Source organism: Clavibacter michiganensis (assembly GCF_021216655.1).
Taxonomy (GTDB): domain Bacteria; phylum Actinomycetota; class Actinomycetes; order Actinomycetales; family Microbacteriaceae; genus Clavibacter; species Clavibacter michiganensis.
On sequence record NZ_CP080437.1, the window covers coordinates 2,534,590 to 2,556,310 of the forward strand.

The following is a 21,721-nucleotide window of genomic DNA, read 5'->3' on the forward strand; positions in this document are numbered from 1 at the left end:
AGCCGGCCCAGTCAGGCGTCGTGCGTCGCTGACCGACCCCGCCGCGCGGACACCGCTGCGTCCAACCCGGCCGCGATGACGTCCAGCGGATCCGGGAGCGCGGCGATCGTCGCGGCGAGCTCCCGGCTCCGCGCGCGGTAGGACGGCGTGGTCAGGACGTCGCGCACGGCACGGCGGATGGCCTCCGGCCGCGGCGTGCCCGTCCGCAGGTCCCTGCCGCACCCGGCCCAGGCGACGCGGGCCGCGACCTCGGGCTTGTCCTCCGTGGATCCCGCGACCACCAGCGGCACGCCGTTCGCCAGCATCCGCTGCACGCCGCCGAAGCCGCCGTTGGTGACGACCGCGCTGCAATGCGGCAGGAGCAGGTCGTGGGGGAGGAACTCCGCCACGCGCGCGTTCGCGGGAAGCGGGCCGCCGAGCGCGCGCTCCACCTCCTCGACCGGGGGCCCGCCCGTGGAGGCGATGACGAGCACGTCCTCGTCCGCGAGGGCGCGCAGCGTCGGGGCGACGAGCCGGCCGAGGTCGGTGTTGTCGATGGTGCCCTGGGTGACGTGCACGACCGGGCGGTCGCCGACCAGCTCGGGCCACCAGTCCGGCAGCGTCGCATCGTCCGCGCTGCCCGGGGCCGCCCGCAGCGGCCCCACGAAGCGCACCGTGTCGGGCAGCTCGCGGCGCGGGTACTCGAGGTCGGCGACGCTCAGCTGGAAGAGGCCGTCGTAGGAGAGGTAGGGGTAGTCGAAGGTGTCCGTCTCGGAGAGCGGGGCGCCGATCTCGGCCAGCACGGCGTCCACCGCGCGACGGAGCGGGCGCGTGAGCCCCGGGCGGATCGCCGCCGTCAGCGCCCGGTCGCGGAGGTGGCCGAGCGGCCCGCGGCCGGGCGGGAGGGCCGGGCCGAACGGCGCCGCGTCGACGCTCGTGAGCGTCACGGGCGTGGTCGCGATGCCCAGCACGGGGAGGCGGTCGGCCCGCGGCAGGGACAGGTAGGGCGCGATCCCGGTGAAGGCCGACTCGACGAGCACCGCGTCGCACCGGCCCTCGTCCAGGAGCGCGCGCATGGCGCGGTGCTGCCCGGGGATCACCCGCACGAACATGGCGATCATCCCCTTGCGGATCGCCGCGACGCCGCGCGCGGCCCTGGCCTCGGCGAGCCGGCCGTCGAGCTGCGCGTCGTCGAAGTCGACGTCGGCCGGCAGGGGCGCGAAGGCGAGCCCGGCGTCGGCGACCGCCTCGCGGTACTTCGCGCCCGTCAGCAGGGTGACGTCGGCCCCTCGGGCGACGAGGCCACGTCCGACGGCGACGAGCGGCGCCACGTGGCCGTAGATGGGCGGGGCGCAGAGCAGGTAGGAGGGCATGTCGGGGCTTCCGTTCGAAGGCGGCGCGCGCCGGTCGGGCACGTCACCGGGGCGTGGCGGGGCAGGTGGAGGTGGGCGGGACCGCGGCTCAGGTGCAGGCGGCGAGCACGGGCTCGGGCTCGGTCGGATCCGCGAGCAGGAGCCGCTGCAGCCCGACCGTGCCCGACACGAGGGACGTGCCGACGACGAGGGCGGCCACGCACCCGGCGCCGAGGGCGGCAGCTGCGCAGACGAGGGGCAGCCCGCGGTGCAGGGGATGACGCATGCTCGGACTCCTCGATCGGGTGCGCGGGGAGACCGCGGCCAGGTGGTGCACGGTAGCGAGCGGTCCCTGGAGGTCAGCGGATCTGTCCACACGAAGCGCACCGCGGCGTGACCGGGAGGCGGCGCCGGCGGCGGCGCGTGTCGGCGTGTGACGCGCGCGCTGGCGGCCGCTGCCCCGCGGGCGGCACCATGGCCGCCATGGTGGAGGTCACGACGGCGCCGATCGAGCAGATCCGCGGCCAGCGCACGAGCATCAAGTGGACGCGGTTCCCCGCGGACGTGCTGCCCCTGTTCGTGGCCGAGATGGACTACGCGATCGCCGAGCCCGTCGTCGAGGAGCTGGTGCGCCGCGTGCGCGCGTCCGACGTCGGCTACCTCGACGGGCCCGGCCCGCTCGCGCCCGCCTTCGCCCGGTTCGCCCGCGAGCGCTGGGGCTGGGTCGTCGATGAGCGCCGCGTGCGCATCGCCACCGACGTGAGCGTGGGCATCGTCGAGACGCTGCGGCTCGCCGTGCCGCGCGGCGGCCGCGTGGTCGTCACGCCGCCCGTGTACCCGCCGTTCTTCGAGCTGGTGGAGGAGGCGGGCGCGCGCGTCGAGGAGGTGCCGCTGCTCGTCGCGGACGGCCGCGCGTCCCTCGACCTCGCGGGGCTCGAGCGCGCGTTCGCGTCCGGGGTCGACGCGTTCCTCCTCTGCAACCCGCACAACCCGACGGGGCTCGTCCACGACGCCTCGACCCTCGCGGCCGTCGCCCGGCTGGCCGCCCGCCACGACGTGCTCGTGATCAGCGACGAGGTGCACGCGCCGCTCACACTCCCGGGCGCGACCTTCACGCCGTTCGCGCCGCTGGCCGAGTCGCTCGGCGCCAGCTCCGTGTGCGTCACCTCGGCGAGCAAGGGCTGGAACCTCGCGGGCGCCAAGTGCTCGCTCGTCATCGCGGGGGATCCGCGCACCCACGAGCTCCTCGACGGCCTCGTCGAGGAGGTGGCCTGTCGCACGAGCATCCTCGGGCTGCACGCGAACCGAGTCGCGTTCTCCTGTACCGACTGGCTCGACGATGCCATCGCCCGAATCGTCGCGAACGACCAGCTCCTCGCCTCCCTCCTCGCCGAGCACCTGCCCGGCGTCGTCCACCACCGCCCCTCAGCCGGCTACCTCGCCTGGCTCGACCTCCGCCCGCTCGGCCTCGGCGCCGATCCCGCCGCGGTGCTGCTCGAGCGGGCTCGAGTCGCCCTCAACGCCGGCCACTGCTACGGCACCGGGGGCGCCGGCCACGCGCGCCTCAACCTCGCCTGCGATCCCGACGTGCTGCGGGAGGCCGTGCGGCGGATCGCGGCGGCCGTCGGATCCGCCGCATCCGCCCGCATCCCCGCCCGCGTCCCGACCCCCGCCGTCATCCACCGAGGAGCACCCGCATGACCGACCGCATCCTGACCACGCACGCCGGCAGCCTCCCGCGCACGCCCGAGCTGACCCGGCTGCTCGTCGCCCGCGACCAGCGGCGCGCGTTCGACGCGGGCGAGCTGGCGGACGTCACCGCGTCGGCCGTCGCCGACACCGTGCGCCGACAGCTCGAGACCGGCCTCGACATCGTGAACGACGGCGAGGTGCCGCGCGTCGGCTTCTCGACCTACGTGCTCGAGCGGATCGACGGGTTCGGCGGCGCCGGTCACCGGAAGCCCACGCTCGACTCGATCAAGTTCCCCGAGTACGCCGCGTTCCAGGCGAAGCAGATCGTGGAGGGCGCGGACGTGGCGCGGGTCTGGGATCCGCCGGTCGCCCAGGGCCTCCTCGAGTACGACCCCGCGCTCGCCGGGATCACGGAGGACCTCGACGGCTTCGACCGCGAGCTCGCCGTGCAGGCCGGCCGCGGCCTCGCGCCCGCCGGCACGTTCTTCTCCGCGGCGACCCCCGGGATCGTCTCGACGACCCTGCTGCTCGACGCCGCGAACCCGCACTACGGCGACGACCGCGCCTACGTCTTCGCGCTCGCCGACCAGCTCAAGCTCGAGTACGACGCCATCGTCGCGCGCGGCCACACGCTGCAGCTCGACGCGCCCGACCTCGCGATGGAGCGGGTGATCCAGTTCGGTGACGCCACGCTCGAGGAGTTCCTCGCGGCGGTCGACCTGCACGTGGACGCGCTCAACCACGCGATCCGCGACATCCCGCGCGAGAGGGTGCGCCTGCACGTGTGCTGGGGCAACTGGCAGGGCCCGCACCAGGACGACGTGCCCGTCGACGTGCTGCTCCCGCACCTGTACCGGGCGGACGTGGGCGCGTTCAGCATCCCGCTCGGCAACCCCGCGCACCAGCACGAGGCGCCGTCGTTCCGCGCCCACCCGCTGCCGGAGGGCGCGGTGCTCATCCCGGGCGTCGTGGACGTGACCACCAACTACCTGGAGCACCCGCAGGTGATCGCCAACCGGATCCTCGAGGTCGTCCACGCCGTGGGCGACCCGACCCGCGTGATCGCCGGCACCGACTGCGGCCTCTCGACCTTCGCGAGCTACGAGTTCGTCGCCACCGACGTGGCGTGGGCGAAGCTCGGGGCGCTCGTCGAGGGCGCGGCCATCGCCTCGCGTCGGGCGTTCGGCGCGTGAGCGTGCTCGACGGGATCCGCGCCGCCGCGCCGGTCGCCTCCGCCTCAGGGTCGGGCGCCGCGGCCCCGGCGACCGCCGGCTTCACCACGCGCCAGGTGCACGCCGGATCCGCGATCGACGGCGACCACGGCGCCCGCGTCTCGCCCGTGCACCTCAGCGCCGGCTTCGTCTTCGACAGCTTCGCCGAGGCCCGCGACCGGTTCGCCGGGGTCGACGAGGGCTACCTCTACACGCGCAACGGCAACCCGACCACCGACGAGGTCGAGCGACGCCTCGCCGAGCTCGAGGGCGGCACCGAGGCGATCCTCCTCGCGAGCGGCCAGGCGGCGACCACCACGGCGCTGCTGGCGATCCTGCAGGCCGGCGACCGGATCCTCTCCTCGAGCAGCATCTACGAGGGCAACCGCGGCCTCTTCCGCCAGAACCTCGGCCGGCTCGGCATCGGCGTCGACTTCGTGGACGACCACCGCGACCTCGACGAGTGGGCCCGCCGCATCACCCCGGAGACGCGCGTGCTGTTCGGCGAGCCCATCCCGAACCCCAAGAACGACCTGCTCGACCTCGCCGGGATCGCCGACGTCGCCCACCGCCACGGCCTGCCGTTCGTGGTCGACGACACGCTCGCGACCCCGTACCTGCTGCGGCCGATCGAGCACGGCGCCGACGTCGTCGTGCACTCGACGAGCAAGTTCCTCGCGGGCCACGGCTCGGTGCTCGGCGGCGTGGTGGTGGACGGCGGATCCTTCGACTGGGCCGCCCGTCCCGACCTCTTCCCGCACCTGAACCAGCCCGAGCGCTCGTTCGGCGGCGCGAGCTGGGCCGACCGCTTCGGCCGCGGCGCGCTCGCCGCGTACGCGCGGGAGATCGTGGCCTCCCGCTTCGGCCCGACGCCCGCGCCCTTCAGCTCGTTCCTGCTGCGGCAGGGGATCGAGACGCTGTCGCTGCGCGTCGAGCGCCACTCGGCCAACGCGCTCGCGGTTGCGCGCTTCCTGGAGGCGCGGCCCGAGGTGTCGTCGGTCGACTACGCGGGGCTCGAGTCGAGCCCGTCGCACGACCTGGCGCTCACGTACCTGCCCGACGGCCAGGGATCCGTGTTCTCGTTCACGCTCGCGGGCGGCGAGCCGGCTGCCGAGGCGTTCACCGACGCGGTGCGGCTGTTCAGCCGCATGACCCACCTCGGCGACGTGCGCTCGCTCGTGCTGCACCCGGCGTCCACCACGCACGCCGGCCGCACGCCCGAGGAGCGCGACGCCGCGGGCATCTGGCCGGGGCTCCTGCGCGTGTCCATCGGCATCGAGGACATCGCCGACATCCTGCGCGACCTCGAGCGCGGCCTCGCCGCCGCACGCGCGATCGGATCCTGACGGTGGCCCGCCGCCAGCACCTCGGCTGGTTCCTGTCCCGCGGCTTCGGCCCGCAGGGCTGGGGCCACCCGTACCGCGAGTGGAACCACGACTGGACCCGGCCCGAGCTCTACCAGCAGTCCGCGCGCGAGCTGGAGCAGGCGGGGTTCGAGCTCATCGTGATGGAGGACGCCGTCTCCCTCGGCTCGCCCGAGACGCTCGACCTGCGGGTCCGCGGCGCGTACGGCGGCCCCAAGCACGACCCGCTGCTGCTCGCGCCGTGGCTCTTCGCGGCGACCTCGCGCATCGGCCTGGTGCCGACGGTCAACGCCGGGATCACTCCGCCGTACCTCGCGGCCCGGCAGGCGCAGACGCTGCAGCACCTGAGCGCCGGCCGGTTCGGGATCAACCTGGTCACCGACGTCGGCAGCGCCCGGCATGTGGGCCTCGCGCCGCTCCCGCACGACGGCGCGTACGACCGCGCCGACGAGTGGATGGAGGTGGTCCGCCGCCTCTGGCACAGCTGGGACGGCGGCGCGCTCGTCGAGGATCCGGCCACCGACCGCTTCGCCGACGGATCCCTGCTCGACGCGTTCCAGCATCGCGGCGCCCACTTCTCCGTCGACGGGCCGCTCAACGCCGTGCCCTCCGCGTTCGGCGACCCCGTGATCGTCTCGCCCGGCGGATCCCCCCGCGGCCTGTCCTTCGCCGGCACGCAGTCCGACGTGCAGCTCGGCCTCGCGCCGCTCGAGCCCGCGAAGCTGCTGGCGTACCGCGCGAAGGTGCTCGACGCGGCGGCCGCGCACGGTCGCGGGCCGGGCGACATCCGGATCCTGTTCGTCGTGAAGCCCGACATCGTGCCGAGCGAGGAGGAGGCCCGCCGCGTCGTCGACGCGTCGCGCCACCCGACCGACGCGCAGCTGCGGGCGATCGCGCTCGGCTGGTCCAGCGACCTGGAGACCGACCTCACGGGCCTCGACCTCGACCGACCGGTGGACCGCGGCGTCTTCGGCGAGCACGTCTCGCACGGCACCATCGCGGGCCTCTACGGCGGCACCGAGGATGCGCCGCTGCGCGAGCTGCTGACGCGGAAGGCGCGCAAGGGCCTCGTGTCCGAGCGGGCCGGGTTCGTGGGCACGGCCGAGGCGTTCGCCGACTTCGTCGAGGAGCTGGGCGACGACGCCGACAACGACGGCCTGCTCCTCTCGGGCGACCTGCACCCGGTCACGCTGCACCGCATGCTCGACGACCTGGTGCCCGTGCTCCGCCGCCGCGGGATCCTCCGCGACGAGCTGGCGCCGGGCGGCCTGCGAGCGAACCTGTTCGACTGAGCGGCGCCCGCGCGCCCGGGGCCCGCTCCTCAGGCCGCGCCGGTGCCCGCGATGTCGCGCAGCCGGCGGCGCACCGCCGCGAACGACGCGACCAGCGTCGCGTCGAGGCCGGCCGTGCGCGCATCCGCCCACTCGTCGAAGGCCGCGCGCACCGCGACGCCCGCGAGCTCCGTCACGAGCCGCGCCTCCTGCGCCGTGATGCGGCCGCCGAACGCCGTCGTGATCCGCTCGGCCAGCTCCCACGAGCGCGTCGCGTCGATCGAGACCGCGGTCGACCGCAGCTGCGGCTCGTCGGCCATGAGCCGCCGCACGCGCAGCTGCTGGTGGGCGATGGCGGAGAGGTCGCCGTCGAGGCTCGCGAGCACGCGCTCGTACACGGCCTCGAGCTGGGGGAGCGGCGCGGATCCACGGTCGACGTCGGCGAGCCAGGCGTCGAGCGGCGCGTCGAACACGGGGTGCAGCGTGAGGACCGACTCCTCCTTGCTCGGGAAGTAGCGGAAGCACGTGCGGTCGGAGACGCCAGCGGCCTGCGCGATGTCGTGGATGGTGGTGGCCGCCATGCCGCGCTGCTCGAAGAGCGCGAGGGCCGCCTCGCTGATCTCGGTGGTCGTCGCCATGCGCCGCCGCTCGCGGAGGCCGGTCGCGCCGGTGCCGGCCGCGTCCGCCGGGTCGCTCGCTGCGCTCATGTCGTCCTCCGCCTCCCGCGGATCCGACCTGCCGGATCCGCCGTTCGTGTCATAGACTGCCACATGGTCCGAGTCTGACATCCGGATCGTCCCCGCTCCGCAGCGTCGCGTGCGCCCCGCCATCCACTCCCCGGAGACACCCCATGACCACGCCGCCCACCGCCGACACCCGGCGCGACGCCACCTCGCGCGACGAGACCCTGCCCGCCGCGGCCCGCGCCGCGTCCGACCGCGCCGTCGCGCCCGAGGACGAGCGCCTGCCGCACGGCGCCCCGCTCGTCATCGGCCTGCTCGTGGTCGCGGCCTTCGTCGTGATCCTCAACGAGACGATCATGAGCGTCGCGCTGCCGAGCCTCATGGCCGACCTCGACATCACCACCGCCACCGCGCAGTGGCTCACCACCGGCTTCATGCTCACGATGGCCGTCGTGATCCCCGCGACCGGCTTCATCCTGCAGCGCTTCTCCACGCGCCAGGTGTTCGGCGCCGCCATGACGCTGTTCTCGATCGGCACGCTCATCGCCGCCATCGCGCCCGGCTTCGGCATCCTGCTCGTGGGCCGCATCGTGCAGGCCAGCGGCACGGCGATCATGATGCCGCTGCTGTTCACGACCGTGCTCAACCTGGTGCCCGCCGCGCGCCGCGGCCGCCTCATGGGCGTCATCTCCATCGTCATCGCGGTCGCCCCGGCGATCGGCCCGACGGTCTCCGGCCTCATCCTCAGCTCGCTGTCGTGGCGCTGGATGTTCTGGATCGTGCTGCCCATCGCGCTCGTGGCGCTCACGCTCGGCCTCTGGAAGATCACGAACCTCACGACCCCGCGGAAGCTGCCGTTCGACATCCTCTCCGTCGTGCTCTCGACGCTCGCGTTCGGCGGCCTGATCTTCGGCCTGTCGAGCCTCGGCGAGTCGGCCGAGGGCGACGCGCCGCTGCCGCTGTGGATCCCCATCACGGTCGGCGTGCTCGCGCTCGCCGCCTTCATCACCCGCCAGATCGCGCTGCAGCGCCAGGACCGCGCCCTCATGGACCTGCGCACCTTCCGCAGCCGCCCGTTCGTGGTCGCGATCATCATGGTGAGCGTCAGCATGATGGCGCTGTTCGGCAGCCTCATCGTCCTGCCGCTCTACCTGCAGAACGTGCTCGAGCTCGGCACGCTCGAGACCGGCCTGCTGCTGCTCCCGGGCGGCGCGCTCATGGCGATCCTGTCGCCCATCGTCGGCCGCCTCTTCGACCGCGTCGGGCCGCGCCCGCTCGTGATCCCCGGCGCCATCATCGTGAGCATCGCCCTCTGGGGCATGACCACGATGCTGCACGAGGGCACGTCCATCGGCTGGGTCATCGCGGTGCACCTGGTGCTCAACGCCGGGCTGGCGTTCATGTTCACGCCGCTGCTCACCTCGGCGCTCGGATCCCTGCCGCCGCGCCTCTACTCGCACGGCAGCGCGACGGTCTCCACGATGCAGCAGCTCGCGGGCGCCGCGGGCACCGCGCTCTTCGTCACGGTGCTCACGACCACGACGGTCGCGGGCCTCGCCGACGGCCAGTCGGAGGTCACGGCCACCGCGGCCGGCGTGCAGGCGGCCTTCATGATCGGCGGCTTCATCTCGCTGGCCGCGATCGTGGCGTCGTTCTTCGTGCGCCGCCCCACCGAGCCCGTCCCGGAGGGCGTCGCGGCCCACTGAGTCGGGAGTCGGGGCGGGTCCGACGACGGTCTTCCCCCGAGCGGCTAAGCGTGTTAGCTTGTAGCTAAGACGATTAGCTGCCCGGGAGGACACGATGAGCGAGACCCTGAAGATCGGCGCGGAGACCCTCGCCTACGACCTGAGCGGCGACGGCCCGCTCGTCGTGCTCGCGCACGGCATGGGCGACAGCCGCCGCTCCTACCGCTTCCTCGTGCCGGGGCTCGTGGCCGCCGGCTACCGGGTGGCGAACGTCGACGTCCGCGGCTGCGGGGAGTCGAGCACCGGCTGGACCGGCTACAGCCGCACCGACATCGCGGGCGACCTCGTCGCCCTCGTCCGGCACCTCGGCGGCCCGGCCGTCGTCGTCGGCCAGTCGATCAGCGGCGGCGCGGCGACCATCGCGGCGGCCGACGCCCCCGACGTCATCACCGGCGTCGTCGAGCTCGCGCCGTTCACCCGCGCGCAGTCGGCGGACATCGGCGGTCTCCTCCGTGCCAAGGCCCACAGGGCGGCCACCGTGCAGCTCGCCCGCGTGCTCCTCGCCGGCAGCCTCGCCGGCTGGATGAAGTACCTCGACCTCGCGTTCCCCACCAAGCCCGCCGACTGGGCCGCCGAGAGCGCCCGCATCCGCACGAGCCTCGAGCGACCAGAGCGCATGGCCGTGCTGCGGGCGATGGCGAAGACGACCCCGGCGGACGCGGGCGCGCGGCTCGCCGACGTCCGGTGCCCCGTGCTCGTGGTCGAGGGCGGCGCGGATCCCGACTGGGCCGACCCGCGGGCCGAGGGCGAGCGGATCCTCGCTGACCTGCCCGACGGCCTCGGCGAGCTCGCGGTCATCGACGGCGCCGGGCACTACCCGCACACCGAGACGCCGGACCGGGTGCTGGCCCTGCTCCTGCCGTTCCTCGGCCGCACGCTCGCCGCGACGACCCCGGGCGCCCGTGCCTAGGGCCGGGCTCGACGCCGCGACGGTCACCGAGGCGGGCGCCGCGCTCGCCGACGAGATCGGCCTCGCGGGCCTCAGCATGGGCGCGGTCGCCGAGCGGCTCGGCGTCAAGACGCCGTCGCTCTACAAGCACGTCGCCTCCCTCGCGGACCTCCAGCACCGGATCGCCGTCCTCGCCACCGCCGAGGCGGGCGACGCGATGCGTGACGCCACGCAGGGTCGATCCGGCGAGGAGGCGCTGACCGGCGCGGCGCACGCCCTGCGCGACTACGTGACCTCGCACCCGGGGCGCTACGCCGCGACGGTCGGAGCGCGGTCGACGGGCGACGGGGATCCGCTGGACCCGGCCCGCGAGCGCGCCCTCGACGCCCTGTCCGCCGTGCTGCACGGGTACCGGCTCGACGAGGCCGACCGGATCCACGCGCTGCGGATGCTGCGGAGCGTGCTGCACGGCTTCGCGACCCTGGAGGTCGCCGACGACTTCCAGATGGCGACCGACATCGACGTGAGCTTCGGCTGGATCGTCGCGTTCCTCGACGGCGGCCTCCGGGCGACGGCCGGCGGCGGGCGCGCGTCGTGAGCGGCGTGCGACCAGGGACGCGGACGGCGGCGCGGCCCGGCACACGGCCGCCCGGGCACGACCCTCTCGCCGGCGGCCTGCGGTTCCTCGCCGAGCTGATCGCGTGGGTCGCGACCCCATGGGCGCTGTGGCCGCACTCGATCCCGCTGGCCGTCTGCGCGGTCGTCCTGCTGATCGGCCTCCCCGCGGTCTTCAGCACCCCCGGCGACCGGCCCGGCGGCGACGGCCCGGTCGCGGCGCCCGGCATCGTGACGATCCTGCTCGTGCTGCTGCAGCTGGTCGCGGCGTCGCTGGCGGCGTGGGCGATCTGGCCGACGTGGATCGCCGTGGCCGTGACGGCGCTGTGCCTCGCGGTGGTGGTCACCGAGCAGCCGCGCTGGCGGGCGCTGACGCGGCGTCGCTAGCGCGCCGCGGCCTCCGGGCGTCGCCACCACCGGAGCAGCGTCGGCGCCGTGGTCAGCACGAGGATCGCGAACAGGGTCTGGTCCACCACGCCCCACCCCGAGAGGCCGCCGATCGTCGCGAACACCGTCCAGTTGACCGCGATGTCGGCGACGATCACGGCCATGCCGAGCGCGACCCCGGTGCGGCGCCGTCGGGCCAGCAGGGCGATGACGAGCGGATCCAGCACCGTGAGCGACAGCCAGAAGGCGCGGAGCGCGAGCGGGAAGCCGGCGTAGACGTCCGCCCCGCCGATCACGATGTCGAGGACGTGGGTGGTGGTGCCGATGCCGAAGCCCGCGATCCAGAGGATCCGGACGATCCGCGGCCCGCGCTCGGGATCGCGGCGGCGCACGTCGCCCACCTCAGCCCCAGCTCGCCGAGCCCGGCGCGACCGCGGCCCGGGTGCCCCCGCGCCAGCGCGCGATCGACTGCTCCACGTACTCGCCGACGAGGGCCGGCAGGTCGAGGCTCGGGTTGTGGATCCACTGGATCTCGAGCCCGTCGAGGATCGCCAGGAAGCACGCGGACTCGTAGGCGAGCGTCGCGTCGTCCATGGGCGGCACCTGCCCGAGGGCGACGGCCTCGCCGATGCGGCGGCGGATCTGCGCGATCGTGCGCGCATACCGGCCGCGCATGTACTCGTGCGCCGGATGCGTGGCGTCGCTGGTCTCGGTCGCGAAGGTCAGGTACAGCTCGAGGAAGCCGCGGTGCTCCACGTGGTATCGCATCAGGTCGACGAAGGCGCGGAGCGCGGGCAGGCCCGGGGCGGCCTCGGAGACGAACGGCTGCTGCCGGTCCCACTGCCGCAGCACCTCCGTGAGGAGCTCCTCCTTGCGGAAGTAGCGGAGCACGGCCGCGGGCGAGACGCCCACCTCGTCGGCGATCTCCTTGATGGTCGCGGCACCGTAGCCGCGGACGCCGAACACGCGGACGGCCGCCGCGACGATCTCCGCGCGCCGGCGGACGCCCGTGGAGTAGAGGCCGCGAGCCGTCGATCCCGGGGGCTCGCCCGGGCCCGGATCCGTGCCCGCATCCGCACCAGCATGCGGAAAGTTTTCCGTCGTGACCGAGGATGCGCGGCGTCGCGGGGCGGCGCTCCTCGACTCGGTCACGATGCAGATCCTCCCTCTTGTGCGTCCATGGACCCGGACGTACAGTGACTCAACCGTAAACGAAGCGTCAGTATTCGTTCCGCGGTGATCATTGCTAGGGACGAGGGCGTCGTGGGCGAAGAGGTGTTCGGTGTGGGCCTTGTCGGGGCCGGGCCGGTCGGGCAGGCCATCCACCTGCCGACCCTGGCGCGCATGGCGGACCGGTTCCGGGTCGTCCACGTGATGGACGTCGACGCGGACGTCGCCGAGCGGGTCGCCGCCCGGGCCGGTGCCCGGCACTCGACCGACGCGGACGCGCTCATCCAGGATCCGGCCGTGGACGTCGTCGTCATCGGCAGCCCGAACCGCTTCCATGCCGAGCAGGTGATCGCCTCGTGCCGCGCCGGCAAGCGCGCCGTGCTCTGCGAGAAGCCGCTCGCCGTCTCCGCGGAGGAGGGCCGGGCCATCGCCCGCGCGTCCGCCGAGCACGGCGTGCCCGTGATCGTCGGCACCATGCACGCCTTCGACCCCGCGTGGATCGCCGCGGTCGACGCCTGGGACGCCTCCGGCCGCGCGCCGCACACCGTCCGCATCTCGGCCGTCATCCCGCCGAACCCCGACTCCGAGGACTCCGCCACCGAGATCGTCGGCCGCCCCGCACCCCGCGTCGCGGGCGAGCCGGACGTCGAGGCGCAGGCGCTCGCGGTCACCGGCGGCGTGCTCGGCCTCGCGATCCACGACCTCCCGCTCGCGCGCCGCCTCCTGCCCGATGCCCGCCCGCGCGTGCTCAGCGCGCGCGCCCTCCGGCCGTGGGGCTACGAGATCGTCGCGATGGTGGGCGAGAGCGTGCTCGAGATCCACGGCATCGGCGGCGCATCGTGGGATCCCGAGTGGACGCTCGACGCCGTCGCGCGCGACCGCTCCCTCCACGTCGACTTCTCGCTCTCCTACGTGCACGCCGGATCCAGCACCGCCACCCTCACGGACACCCGCGGCACCACCGGCTGGGGCCCCTACCCGGACAACGGCTACGTCGGCGAGTGGGAGCACGTGCACGACGTGATCACGGGCCGGGCCGGGGCGGTGCCGATGGAGGCGCAGCTCGCCGACCTCGACCTGGCTACGGACATCGCGGAGCAGAGCGCGGCGATCATCCGGTCGGGCGGCGCCGTCCCCACAGCGACGGGCGTGGACGCACCCCGGACGGAGGTCGCGGCATGACCGCCCTCACCCTCCGCATCGACGGCGGCGGATCGGCGACCCACGCGCACGCGGCCGTCGCGACCCTCGCCTCCCTGCCCGAGTCCTTCCGCCGCACCGACGACGCGGGAGACGTGGTCGTGGTCGCCGGCGGCGCGGGCTGGGCCGGCCGCGCGACGGCAGCCGCCCGATCCGGCGCCCGCGCCCTCCTCGTGCTCGACCCAGGTCCCGCCTCCGACCCCGAGCTCGCCGACCTCGCCGCGGCGGGCGTCCCCGTGGTGCTCGACGTGCCGTGGCGGCACGACGAGGCCGTGCGCCGGGTCGCCCCGCGGATCCACCGCCTCGCCGCCCCCGGCGCCCTGTTCGAGGCGCGCGCGACGGTCGCGTCGACCGACGACCTCGCCGGCGCAGCCCGCGCGCTGGCCCTGACCGCGCAGGTGCTCGTCGGATCCCCGCTCACCGAGCTGGCGCCGCTCGCCCGGACCCCCGACCACCTCATGCTCTCGGGCCAGACCGCCTCGGGCGTCCACGTGATCGTGAGCGCGGTCGTCACGGCGCACGCCCACGCGTGCGCGACCTTCCGGCTCGTCGTCGGCGACCGCGCCGCGCACGTCGCCCTCCCCGCGCCCGGCACGGCAGCACCGGGGCGCGCGAGCGTCACGGACGCCGCCGGCCGCGAGGACCTCCCGGTCGTCTTCGAGTCCGGCCACCGCACCGCGATGCGCCTCGCCCGCGACGGCGCCCACGGCCGACAGGTGCCCGACGACGTCGCCGACCTCCGCTCGCTCCTCGCCGCCGCGCCCGCGCTCGCCGCCGACGCGCGCCCCTAGACCCAGCCCCTTCCCTTCCACCACACACAGCACCACCGGACAACGGAGTCAGAAATGCCACAGCAGTCATCCAGCGCCTTCGGCAACGGCCTCACCCGACGATCCCTCCTGAGCGCGGGCGTCGGCGCCGCGGCGGTCGGCCTCCTCGCCGCATGCAGCGGCGGCGGCGGAGGCGCGAGCGGCGCCGCCGGCGACCTCAAGTTCTGGAACATGCCCTGGGGAGCGCCCGCCTTCCTCACGGAGGACAAGGTGATCTCCGCCGCGTACAAGCCCGCGAGCGGGTTCGGCAAGGTCAGCTACCAGCAGGTCCAGTGGGCCAACTTCACGCAGACCTTCTCGACCGCGGTCGCCGCCAACAACGGCCCGGCCGTGAGCTCGGGCGGTGGGACGACGGCGTTCCTCTTCGAGTCGCAGGGCAAGATCGCGTACGCCGACGACCTCATCGAGACGTGGAAGGGCAACGGGATCTACGACGACTTCCTCCCCGGCCTCGTCGACACCCTGAAGACGGCCAACGGCTACGCGGCCGTCCCGTACAACCTCGACATGCGCATGTACTGGTACCGCAAGGACCTGCTCGAGAAGGCCGGCGCCGACGTGCCGACCGACTGGGACTCCTACGAGGCCGCGTGCGCCGCCCTCAAGAAGATCGGCGTCTACGGCTACGGCACCCGCTCGGGCGCGGGCGCCTTCACCGGCTTCCACCAGATCGTCGCCCACATGATCAACAACGGCGGCGGTCTCTTCGACGGCGACCAGAACCCGGACGTCGTGACGGACAAGAACATCGAGGCCGTCGAGTGGGTGCTCGGCATGGTGAAGAACGGCTACGTGGATCCCCGCAGCGCCACCTACACCTCCGACAACGCGTACCAGCAGATGGACGCGGGCACGTTCGGCATGTTCTGGGACGGCGCGGGAGCCACGGCGAACGTGACGCCCGAGACGGCGGCGCAGATGGTGGTGGGCGACCCGCTCGTGGGCCCCGGCGGCGAGAAGGGCGCGCTCTACTTCCCGAACAACATCATGATGTACAAGTCGACGCCCAGCCAGGAGAACAGCGAGGCGTTCCTCACGTACTACTACCAGAACATGAAGTCGCTCTGGACGAAGCAGACGGGCATCGGCCTGCCGCCGCTGAAGTCCATCGCCGACGAGGCGTACGCGGATGACCCGAACACCACGAAGATCCTCAACGACTGGCAGCCCATCTCGAAGACCTGGGGTGCTCCGGGCTCGAACACGGTGTTCCAGAACGTGACCAAGGTCGACGGCACGCAGCCGACCATCTCGTTCACGCAGGCGGTCCTCGCCGGCACCGTCACGGCGAAGGCCGCCCTCGAGACGCTGCAGAAGGAGCTGGAGGCCGGCGCGTGATCCGCGTGATCCGCGTCGTCCCGGAGGCCGTGACGTGGACGGGGTGATCTGATGGCGGTGGACACCCGCGTCGCCGACAAGATCGGGCTGGCGCGTCGCGGCGTCGGAGTGGCCGGCCCCGGTCGGCCGCCCGCCGCGCCGCGGAAGGGCCGCGGCAAGACGCCGCTCGGCCGGGCGGGGAAGACGCTGGCGCTGTTCGCGCTGCCGTCCCTCATCCTGCTCGTGCTCCTCAACGTCTACCCGGTCGTGTACTCGTTCCTGCAGTCCCTGCAGCAGGGCACGCCGTCGACGTTGCCGTGGCAGACGCCGTTCGTCGGGCTCGAGAACTACGCGAACGTGCTCACCTCGGAGTCGTTCCGCAACGCGACGACGTTCACGATCGTGTTCACGGTCGTGGGCGTCTTCGGGTCGTGGATCGTGGGGCTCGCGCTCGCGCTGCTGCTGCGCACCCGGATCCCCGCCAACGGGTTCTTCAAGGTGCTGCTGCTCCTGCCGTGGATCGTCCCGGTGGTCGTCTCGGCGACCTCGTGGAACTGGCTCGTGGCGACGCCGCAGAGCCCCGTGCCGATCATCCTGGAGAGGCTCGGGTTCCCCGACGCGAACTTCCTCGGCGATCCCGTCCTCGCGCAGGTCGTGGTCTGCGTCTTCAAGGTGTGGATCAGCTTCCCGTTCATGCTGATGATGATGTCCTCGGCGCTCGCGTCGGTGGACACCAACGTCTACGAGGCGGCGAAGATGGACGGCGCGAGCGCCTGGCAGGCGTTCCGCGGCGTGACCCTCCCGATCATCTCCCGCACCACGTACATCAGCTGGGTGCTGATGACGATCTTCTGCGTCAACGACTTCCCGACGATCTTCCTGCTCACGCAGGGCGGTCCCGTGAACGCGACGACGTCGCTGATCGTGCTGGCGTACCAGCAGGCGTTCCAGAACCTGCAGACCGGCCCGGCGACCGCGGTGGCCTTCATGATGACGGCCGTGCTCGTCATCGTGTCGACGCTGCTGTACCGGCAGATCAAGAAGGCGGACATCGAATGAGCCAGGCACTCGCCGTCGGCGGCGCCACATCGGCGACCCTCGGCGACGTCAAGCGGACCTCCGCGAAGCAGCGCGAGCAGAAGGGCCAGTGGTGGCGCTTCCTGCTCATCGCGATCATCACGCTCGTGGTGATCACGCCCATCCTCGCGGTGCTGTTCCTCTCCACCCAGCCGGGGCAGAACTCCACGGCGACCGGTTTCACGCTGGAGAACTTCCAGCGCGTGCTCGGCGGCACCGACGTGATGATCTGGCTCGGCAACAGCCTGATCGTCGCGCTCGTGACCGTGCTCGTCTCGGTCGTGATCGCGGCGCCGGCCGGGTACGTGCTCAGCCGCTCGCGGTCGAAGCTCGTCTCCGGGTACTCACTCGTGCTGTTCGTGGTGCAGGCCCTGCCGGTGGTGACGGCGGCGATCCCGCTGTTCATCACGTTCTCGGCGATGGGCCTCATCAACACGCTCCAGGGCGTGGCGATCATCTACATCGGGTCGACCATGTCGGTCGCGATCTGGATGATGGCGGCCTACATCGACTCCATCCCGATCACCCTCGAGGAAGCGGCCTGGATGGACGGCGCGAGCGTGTTCAGCGGATTCATCCACGTGGTGCTGCGCAATTCACTGCCGGGCATCCTGTCGACCGCGATCTTCTCGTTCCTGCTGGCCTGGAACGACTACCTCATCGCGCTCCTGTTCCTGCAGGACTTCACGAAGTACACCCTCCCCATCGGCCTCAACACGTTCTTCCAGCAGAACGCGGCCGACTGGGGCTCGGTGATGGCGGTCGCGGTCATCATGATGCTGCCGCCCGTGCTGATCTTCGCCCTGCTGAACAAGTACTTCAGCGTCGGCGGGATCGGCGGGTCGCTCGCCGGGAGGTGATGCGGCCTCGCCCCGGACGAGAGCCCGCCCTCGTGGTCCATGTGGATCGCGGGGGCGGGCTCTCGTCGTGCGTGCGCTACTTCGTCTGGTTCGGGTGCCTCGTGTGGACCTGCTCGAGGAAGACCGTCTGCCCTGCGACGTAGAACCAGATGCGGGCATCGCCCCGAGCGGTCGGCTTGTGCTGCCAGCGCACGTGGCGCGTGCCCGCGCGGGTGATGATCCCGAGCTCCTCGCCCTTGAGCGGGTAGTTCGTCGGAGTGCGCTCGGTCGGCGTCCGGATGAGGAAGTCCCATGTGTCCGCCAGGGGTCCGCGGATCGTCGCGGCCAGATCCTGCCACCCCTTCCGCGCGCCCTCGGAGGCGAAGACGATCGTGTACTCGGACTTCCTCGTCGGCCGCGGGACCTGAGGATCCTTCGCCACGGTCAGGGGCGCTCGACCGGCGCCGGGTGGGCGAGCCACTCGACCGGCGAGGACGCGAGCCCTGCGGCGATGGCCGTCGCGGTCTCGCGCCAGGAGGTGAGCTCGGCGATCGCGAGGTGGGGCTGGCCGGTGGAGAAGGAGGCGCGCGCGGCGTCGACGAGCTCGCGCGAGCAGGTCTCGCGATCCTTGGGCGAAAGGGCGAGCATCCACGGGAACCGCTGGGTCATGCGCGAGGACAGGGAGCCCGCGTCGTCCAGCGTGACGGTGATGAGGTCGGCCGCGAACTGGAGGAGCTGCGAATTCGCATCCGCTGCGCTCTGTGACATCAGCACCAGGGTCTCCCCGTCCCGACGCGTGACCTGGACCGGGTGCTGCTCCGCCTCCGCGAACACGTCCGCCGAGTGCTTGCTCAGATCCGATGAGCGGCGGGTCGTGGTGCGGGCGCCGTGGAGGAGGGACATGCCGTCATGTTATTCGGAACGTGTTCGGAAGTCCAGGTGCAGCGTCAGGCGTCGTCCCGCACCTCGTACGCCGCCCGCTGCTCCTGCACCGCGCGGATCCGGGCGATGTCGAACTTCGGGCGGCGGTGGAAGTCGTAGATGCCGTTCTGCTCCTGGAACGTGTCGGTCAGCTGCGTGAAGCAGTAGCCGAACATGAGCGGATCCTCGAGCAGGACCTCGGTGAGGCCGCGGAACCGGGCGTGCCACTCCTCGACGCTGGCGACGCGCTCGCCGTAGCCCCACGAGACCGCGCGTGCCGGGTCGCTGGCGTCGGCCTGCGGGCGGTCGATCTCGTCGGGGTTCCACCAGATGCCGCCGTACTCGGAGACGAAGAAGGGCTGGCCGGCGTAGGGCACGGAGATCGCGCGGCCGTCAAGGTCGTTGACGAACGGCCGGCCGTCGGCGAGGCCCGCCTGTTCGCGGCGGAAGGCGTCCGGATCCTGCTCGTAGGAGTGCGAGTCGTAGACGTCGGAGGAGCGCACGCGGTGCGAGTAGCCGGACGCGTCGAGGACGGGACGGCTCGGATCCGCCGCCTTCGTCGCGTGGTACATGCCGGCGGTCACGTCGTCGAGCTGAGTGATGCGGTCGTGGATCGCCTGGTACGTCTCGTTCAGCGGGCACCAGCCGACGATCGACGGGTGCGAGCGGTCTCGCCTGACCGCCTCGATCCACTGGGTGATGAACGACGCCGTCGGCTGCTGCGCGTCCTTGCCGAGGCCGCCGCCCGCGCCCCAGTCGCCGAACTCGCCCCACACGAGGTAGCCGAGGCGGTCGGCGTGGAACAGGAACCGCTCCTCGAACACCTTCTGGTGCAGGCGCGCGCCGTTGAAGCCCGCGGCCATCGACAGCTCGATGTCGCGCACGAGGGCGGCGTCGTCGGGCGAGGTCATGAGCGTGTCGGGCCAGTAGCCCTGGTCGAGCACGAGGCGCTGGAAGACGCGGCGGCCGTTGAGGAGCACGTCGCGGCCGTCGATTGCGATGGAACGGAGGCCGCCATAGGAGGCGACCTCGTCGACCACGCGGTCGTCATCGCCCGAGGCGTCGACCAGGCGCAGCGTGATGTCGTAGAGATGCGGGTCCTCGGGTGACCACTCGCGTACGCGGACCGCGGGGATGCGGAGGGTGACGCGCGCGCCCATGTCGCCCGCGGGGATCCGCGACCTCGTGATCTCCCCGGCGGCGTCCGCGAGCACGGCCTCGAACACGAGGCCGGCCGTGCGGTGCGAGAGCTCGGGGGTGACGGTGAAGGAGGAGTCCGCGCGCTGCGGCTCGATGTGCGCCGAGCGGATGTGGGCCTCGGGCACGGGCTCAAGCCACACCGTCTGCCAGATCCCGGTGGTGCGCGTGTAGAAGCAGGACGTGTTCTCGAACCAGGTCGCCTGCTTGCCGCGGGCCTGCGGCTCGTCGCGGGTGTCGCGGGCGCGGACCACGACGGTCAGCTCCTCCTCGTCGGCGCGCACGCCGAGATCCGCCGTGAACGACGTGAAGCCGCCGCGGTGCCGGGCGACCTCCTCGCCGCCCACCCACACGGTCGCGTCGTGGTCGACCGCGCCGAAGTGGAGGAGGACGCGGCGGCCGCTCCAGCCCGCGGGGATCCGCACCGTGCGGCGGTACCAGACGGCCGTGAGGAAGTCGACGTCGCCGATGCCCGACGCGGTGGACTCCGGGGCGAACGGCACGAGGATCTCCTCCGCGAGGTCCCGCTCGAGCAGCCCGCGCTCGAGCCCGCTGTCGCCGCGGTCGCGCTCGAACTGCCACGGGCCGTTGAGGTTCAGCCAGTCGGGGCGCGTGGACTGCGGGCGCGGGTGCTCGGGCTTGGGGACGGCGGGAGTGGCGGTCGCGGTCGCGGTGCTGTCGGTCATGATCGGGCTTCCTTCTGTCGAGACGGAGGGGAGGTGCGGTCGATGCCAGCCTGCCGCGGCGGGATGGGACGGCGCCGCACGGGAGGCGGGCGCGTCGGTCAGCGGGCGTCGCGCGCGGCTGTGGCGGGCGGGGTGGCGGCGGGTGCGGATCCCCAGGCCGGGGTGCGGATGCCGTCGGCCGCGCTCGTCCACGAGCGCAGCAGGTCGGCGACGTCCGCGCTCCGCTCGTCGGCGATCGCCTGGGCGAGCGCGTCCTCGAGCAGGTCGGCGATGACGACGCGCTCGCCTCCCCGCTCGCTGCTGCGGATCGCGCCCTCCACCATCGCGAGGCTGAGCACGTTGTGCCGCACCTCCGTCGGCGGGGTGGTGCCGGCGCGGAGGGATCCGACGAACTCCTCGAGCGACGCGGCGATGCCCTCAGGGTGCTCGGGCACGTCGAACCGGCCGCCCTCTACGTCGAGGCCGACGACGTCGTCGCCGTCCCAGTGCGCGGCGCCGCGCTCGCCGTACGCACACCAGTCGGCGTTCCACGAGGTGGGCATGCCCGGCGTGCAGCGGCTGCCGACGTACGCGAAGCGCGCGCCGGACGCGAGCTCGAAGTCGGCGGTCGCGGCGGCGTCGCCCGCGAACCAGCTCCACGGCGGGTTCCACGAGCTGCAGCGCACGGCCATGGGCTCCTCGCCCGTCGCGTACCGGAGCTGGTCGAAGTGGTGGATGGACATGTCGACGAGCAGCGGGTGCGCCATCTGCTCGCGGAAGCCCGGCTCGTGGTCCTCGTGCAGGAACTGCGCGTGCACGACCGCGAGCGGCCCGACCTGCGCGACCGCCTCGCGGAACGCCGTGAGGTGCGTGAAGTAGCGGCGCGACTGGCTGACCATGAGGAGCCCGCCGGTGATGTCGGCGAGGGCGACCTGGCGGAGCGCCTCGGCGACGGTGGGTGCGAGCGGCTTCTCGCACAGGACGGGCAGGCCCGCGCGGAGCGCCTGCTCGTTCACGACGCGGTGCGCCTGCGGCACGGTCACGTTCACCACGGCCCGCGCGCCGGAGCGTGCGGCGACCTCGGCGACGGACGCGCCCACGGCGATCCCGTCGAGCCCCGCGGCGCGCACGGCGGATTCCGCGAGCGGCACGTCGAGGTCGACGACCCCCACGAGCGCGGCGTGCGGGGAGCCGGCGAGCATGCGGATCCACAGCGCGCCCATGACGCCGGCGCCCACCACGACGACGGGCAGGCGGTCGGATGCGGGTGCGTCAGCGGCTCCCGGTCGGCGATCGGACGTGGTCATGGTGCTCGCC

At 73.2% G+C, this 21,721-nt stretch carries 22 protein-coding genes; 13 read left to right on the top strand and 9 right to left on the bottom strand.

The genetic code is table 11. The annotated features are described in order from the left end of the window. Window positions 1–11: 11 nt before the first annotated feature. Both K0V08_RS11945 and K0V08_RS11950 read right to left on the bottom strand, forming a co-directional pair. Window positions 12–1,352 (bottom strand): nucleotide disphospho-sugar-binding domain-containing protein, encoded by a 1,341-nt coding sequence (locus tag K0V08_RS11945; protein WP_079530912.1) that lies wholly within the window; start codon window positions 1,350–1,352, stop codon window positions 12–14. 88 nt (window positions 1,353–1,440) lie between these two features. Next, complete coding sequence (locus K0V08_RS11950) at window positions 1,441–1,617, bottom strand: hypothetical protein (RefSeq protein WP_153259499.1); 177 nt, start codon at window positions 1,615–1,617, stop codon at window positions 1,441–1,443. 197 nt (window positions 1,618–1,814) lie between these two features. Here K0V08_RS11950 and K0V08_RS11955 point away from each other — a divergent pair, with 197 nt between their 5' ends. The 4 genes from K0V08_RS11955 (at window position 1,815) to K0V08_RS11970 (ending at window position 6,890) form a co-directional block, all read left to right on the top strand. Then, window positions 1,815–3,032 carry a MalY/PatB family protein gene (locus K0V08_RS11955; RefSeq protein WP_169716119.1) on the top strand — a complete coding sequence of 406 codons (1,218 nt, stop codon included), beginning with the start codon at window positions 1,815–1,817 and terminating at the stop codon, window positions 3,030–3,032. Beyond that, window positions 3,029–4,216, top strand: a complete 1,188-nt coding sequence (locus K0V08_RS11960; protein WP_079530917.1) for a cobalamin-independent methionine synthase II family protein — start codon at window positions 3,029–3,031, stop codon at window positions 4,214–4,216. Before K0V08_RS11955 ends, K0V08_RS11960 begins: the two co-directional genes overlap by 4 nt. Window positions 4,217–4,311: 95 nt before the next feature. Then, entirely contained in the window at window positions 4,312–5,580 is a 1,269-nt protein-coding gene (locus K0V08_RS11965) for an O-acetylhomoserine aminocarboxypropyltransferase/cysteine synthase family protein (protein ID WP_079533578.1), read from the top strand. 2 nt (window positions 5,581–5,582) lie between these two features. After that, a complete protein-coding gene (locus tag K0V08_RS11970) occupies window positions 5,583–6,890 on the top strand; it encodes an LLM class flavin-dependent oxidoreductase (RefSeq protein WP_079530919.1) in 1,308 nt (435 codons plus the stop codon). Between the two features lie 29 nt (window positions 6,891–6,919). Here the strand turns inward: K0V08_RS11970 and K0V08_RS11975 are convergent, their stop codons facing one another. Then, entirely contained in the window at window positions 6,920–7,576 is a 657-nt protein-coding gene (locus K0V08_RS11975; protein ID WP_011931407.1) for a TetR/AcrR family transcriptional regulator, read from the bottom strand. A 143-nt stretch (window positions 7,577–7,719) separates the two neighbouring features. Here K0V08_RS11975 and K0V08_RS11980 point away from each other — a divergent pair, with 143 nt between their 5' ends. The 4 genes from K0V08_RS11980 to K0V08_RS11995 all read left to right on the top strand — a co-directional run bounded on the left by K0V08_RS11980 (window position 7,720) and on the right by K0V08_RS11995 (window position 11,188). Continuing rightward, the gene (locus tag K0V08_RS11980) at window positions 7,720–9,258 is read left to right on the top strand and encodes a DHA2 family efflux MFS transporter permease subunit (RefSeq protein ID WP_172401801.1); all 1,539 of its coding nucleotides are present in this window, start codon (window positions 7,720–7,722) and stop codon (window positions 9,256–9,258) included. A gap of 94 nt (window positions 9,259–9,352) precedes the next feature. After that, entirely contained in the window at window positions 9,353–10,207 is an 855-nt protein-coding gene (locus K0V08_RS11985) for an alpha/beta fold hydrolase (protein ID WP_079530922.1), read from the top strand. Continuing rightward, window positions 10,200–10,784, top strand: a complete 585-nt coding sequence (locus K0V08_RS11990) for a TetR/AcrR family transcriptional regulator (RefSeq protein ID WP_079530925.1) — start codon at window positions 10,200–10,202, stop codon at window positions 10,782–10,784. Before K0V08_RS11985 ends, K0V08_RS11990 begins: the two co-directional genes overlap by 8 nt. After that, window positions 10,781–11,188: a hypothetical protein gene (locus K0V08_RS11995; RefSeq protein WP_228510799.1), complete on the top strand. Its 408-nt coding sequence runs from the start codon at window positions 10,781–10,783 to the stop codon at window positions 11,186–11,188. Before K0V08_RS11990 ends, K0V08_RS11995 begins: the two co-directional genes overlap by 4 nt. Here the strand turns inward: K0V08_RS11995 and K0V08_RS12000 are convergent. Together K0V08_RS12000 and K0V08_RS12005 are read right to left on the bottom strand one after the other, a co-directional pair. After that, the gene (locus K0V08_RS12000; RefSeq protein WP_128516961.1) at window positions 11,185–11,580 is read right to left on the bottom strand and encodes a hypothetical protein; all 396 of its coding nucleotides are present in this window, start codon (window positions 11,578–11,580) and stop codon (window positions 11,185–11,187) included. The genes K0V08_RS11995 and K0V08_RS12000 overlap by 4 nt on opposite strands. Before the next feature lie 10 nt (window positions 11,581–11,590). Continuing rightward, complete coding sequence (locus K0V08_RS12005; RefSeq protein ID WP_079530929.1) at window positions 11,591–12,340, bottom strand: TetR/AcrR family transcriptional regulator; 750 nt, start codon at window positions 12,338–12,340, stop codon at window positions 11,591–11,593. A gap of 111 nt (window positions 12,341–12,451) precedes the next feature. Between K0V08_RS12005 and K0V08_RS12010 the strand changes: the two genes are divergently transcribed. Genes K0V08_RS12010 through K0V08_RS12030 form a run of 5 tightly spaced genes read left to right on the top strand, consistent with a single transcriptional unit; the run spans window position 12,452 to window position 17,642 of the window. Continuing rightward, complete coding sequence (locus K0V08_RS12010) at window positions 12,452–13,540, top strand: Gfo/Idh/MocA family protein (protein WP_011931414.1); 1,089 nt, start codon at window positions 12,452–12,454, stop codon at window positions 13,538–13,540. Next, window positions 13,537–14,349 carry a hypothetical protein gene (locus K0V08_RS12015; protein WP_011931415.1) on the top strand — a complete coding sequence of 271 codons (813 nt, stop codon included), beginning with the start codon at window positions 13,537–13,539 and terminating at the stop codon, window positions 14,347–14,349. Before K0V08_RS12010 ends, K0V08_RS12015 begins: the two co-directional genes overlap by 4 nt. 54 nt (window positions 14,350–14,403) lie before the next feature. Then, the gene (locus K0V08_RS12020) at window positions 14,404–15,726 is read left to right on the top strand and encodes an ABC transporter substrate-binding protein (protein ID WP_011931416.1); all 1,323 of its coding nucleotides are present in this window, start codon (window positions 14,404–14,406) and stop codon (window positions 15,724–15,726) included. 51 nt (window positions 15,727–15,777) lie between these two features. Beyond that, window positions 15,778–16,764: a carbohydrate ABC transporter permease gene (locus K0V08_RS12025; protein WP_079530931.1), complete on the top strand. Its 987-nt coding sequence runs from the start codon at window positions 15,778–15,780 to the stop codon at window positions 16,762–16,764. Further along, complete coding sequence (locus K0V08_RS12030; protein ID WP_011931418.1) at window positions 16,761–17,642, top strand: carbohydrate ABC transporter permease; 882 nt, start codon at window positions 16,761–16,763, stop codon at window positions 17,640–17,642. Before K0V08_RS12025 ends, K0V08_RS12030 begins: the two co-directional genes overlap by 4 nt. A gap of 76 nt (window positions 17,643–17,718) precedes the next feature. Here K0V08_RS12030 and K0V08_RS12035 read toward each other — a convergent pair whose 3' ends face one another. The 4 genes from K0V08_RS12035 to K0V08_RS12050 form a co-directional block, all read right to left on the bottom strand. After that, on the bottom strand, window positions 17,719–18,063 hold the full coding sequence (locus K0V08_RS12035) for a hypothetical protein (RefSeq protein ID WP_011931419.1): 345 nt from the start codon (window positions 18,061–18,063) through the stop codon (window positions 17,719–17,721). A 2-nt stretch (window positions 18,064–18,065) separates the two neighbouring features. Beyond that, window positions 18,066–18,524 carry a prevent-host-death protein gene (locus tag K0V08_RS12040; RefSeq protein ID WP_079530934.1) on the bottom strand — a complete coding sequence of 153 codons (459 nt, stop codon included), beginning with the start codon at window positions 18,522–18,524 and terminating at the stop codon, window positions 18,066–18,068. A 44-nt stretch (window positions 18,525–18,568) separates the two neighbouring features. Beyond that, window positions 18,569–20,425 carry a glycoside hydrolase family 2 protein gene (locus K0V08_RS12045; RefSeq protein WP_079530936.1) on the bottom strand — a complete coding sequence of 619 codons (1,857 nt, stop codon included), beginning with the start codon at window positions 20,423–20,425 and terminating at the stop codon, window positions 18,569–18,571. A 98-nt stretch (window positions 20,426–20,523) separates the two neighbouring features. Continuing rightward, on the bottom strand, window positions 20,524–21,711 hold the full coding sequence (locus K0V08_RS12050) for a Gfo/Idh/MocA family protein (RefSeq protein WP_079530938.1): 1,188 nt from the start codon (window positions 21,709–21,711) through the stop codon (window positions 20,524–20,526). Window positions 21,712–21,721: the final 10 nt, after the last annotated feature.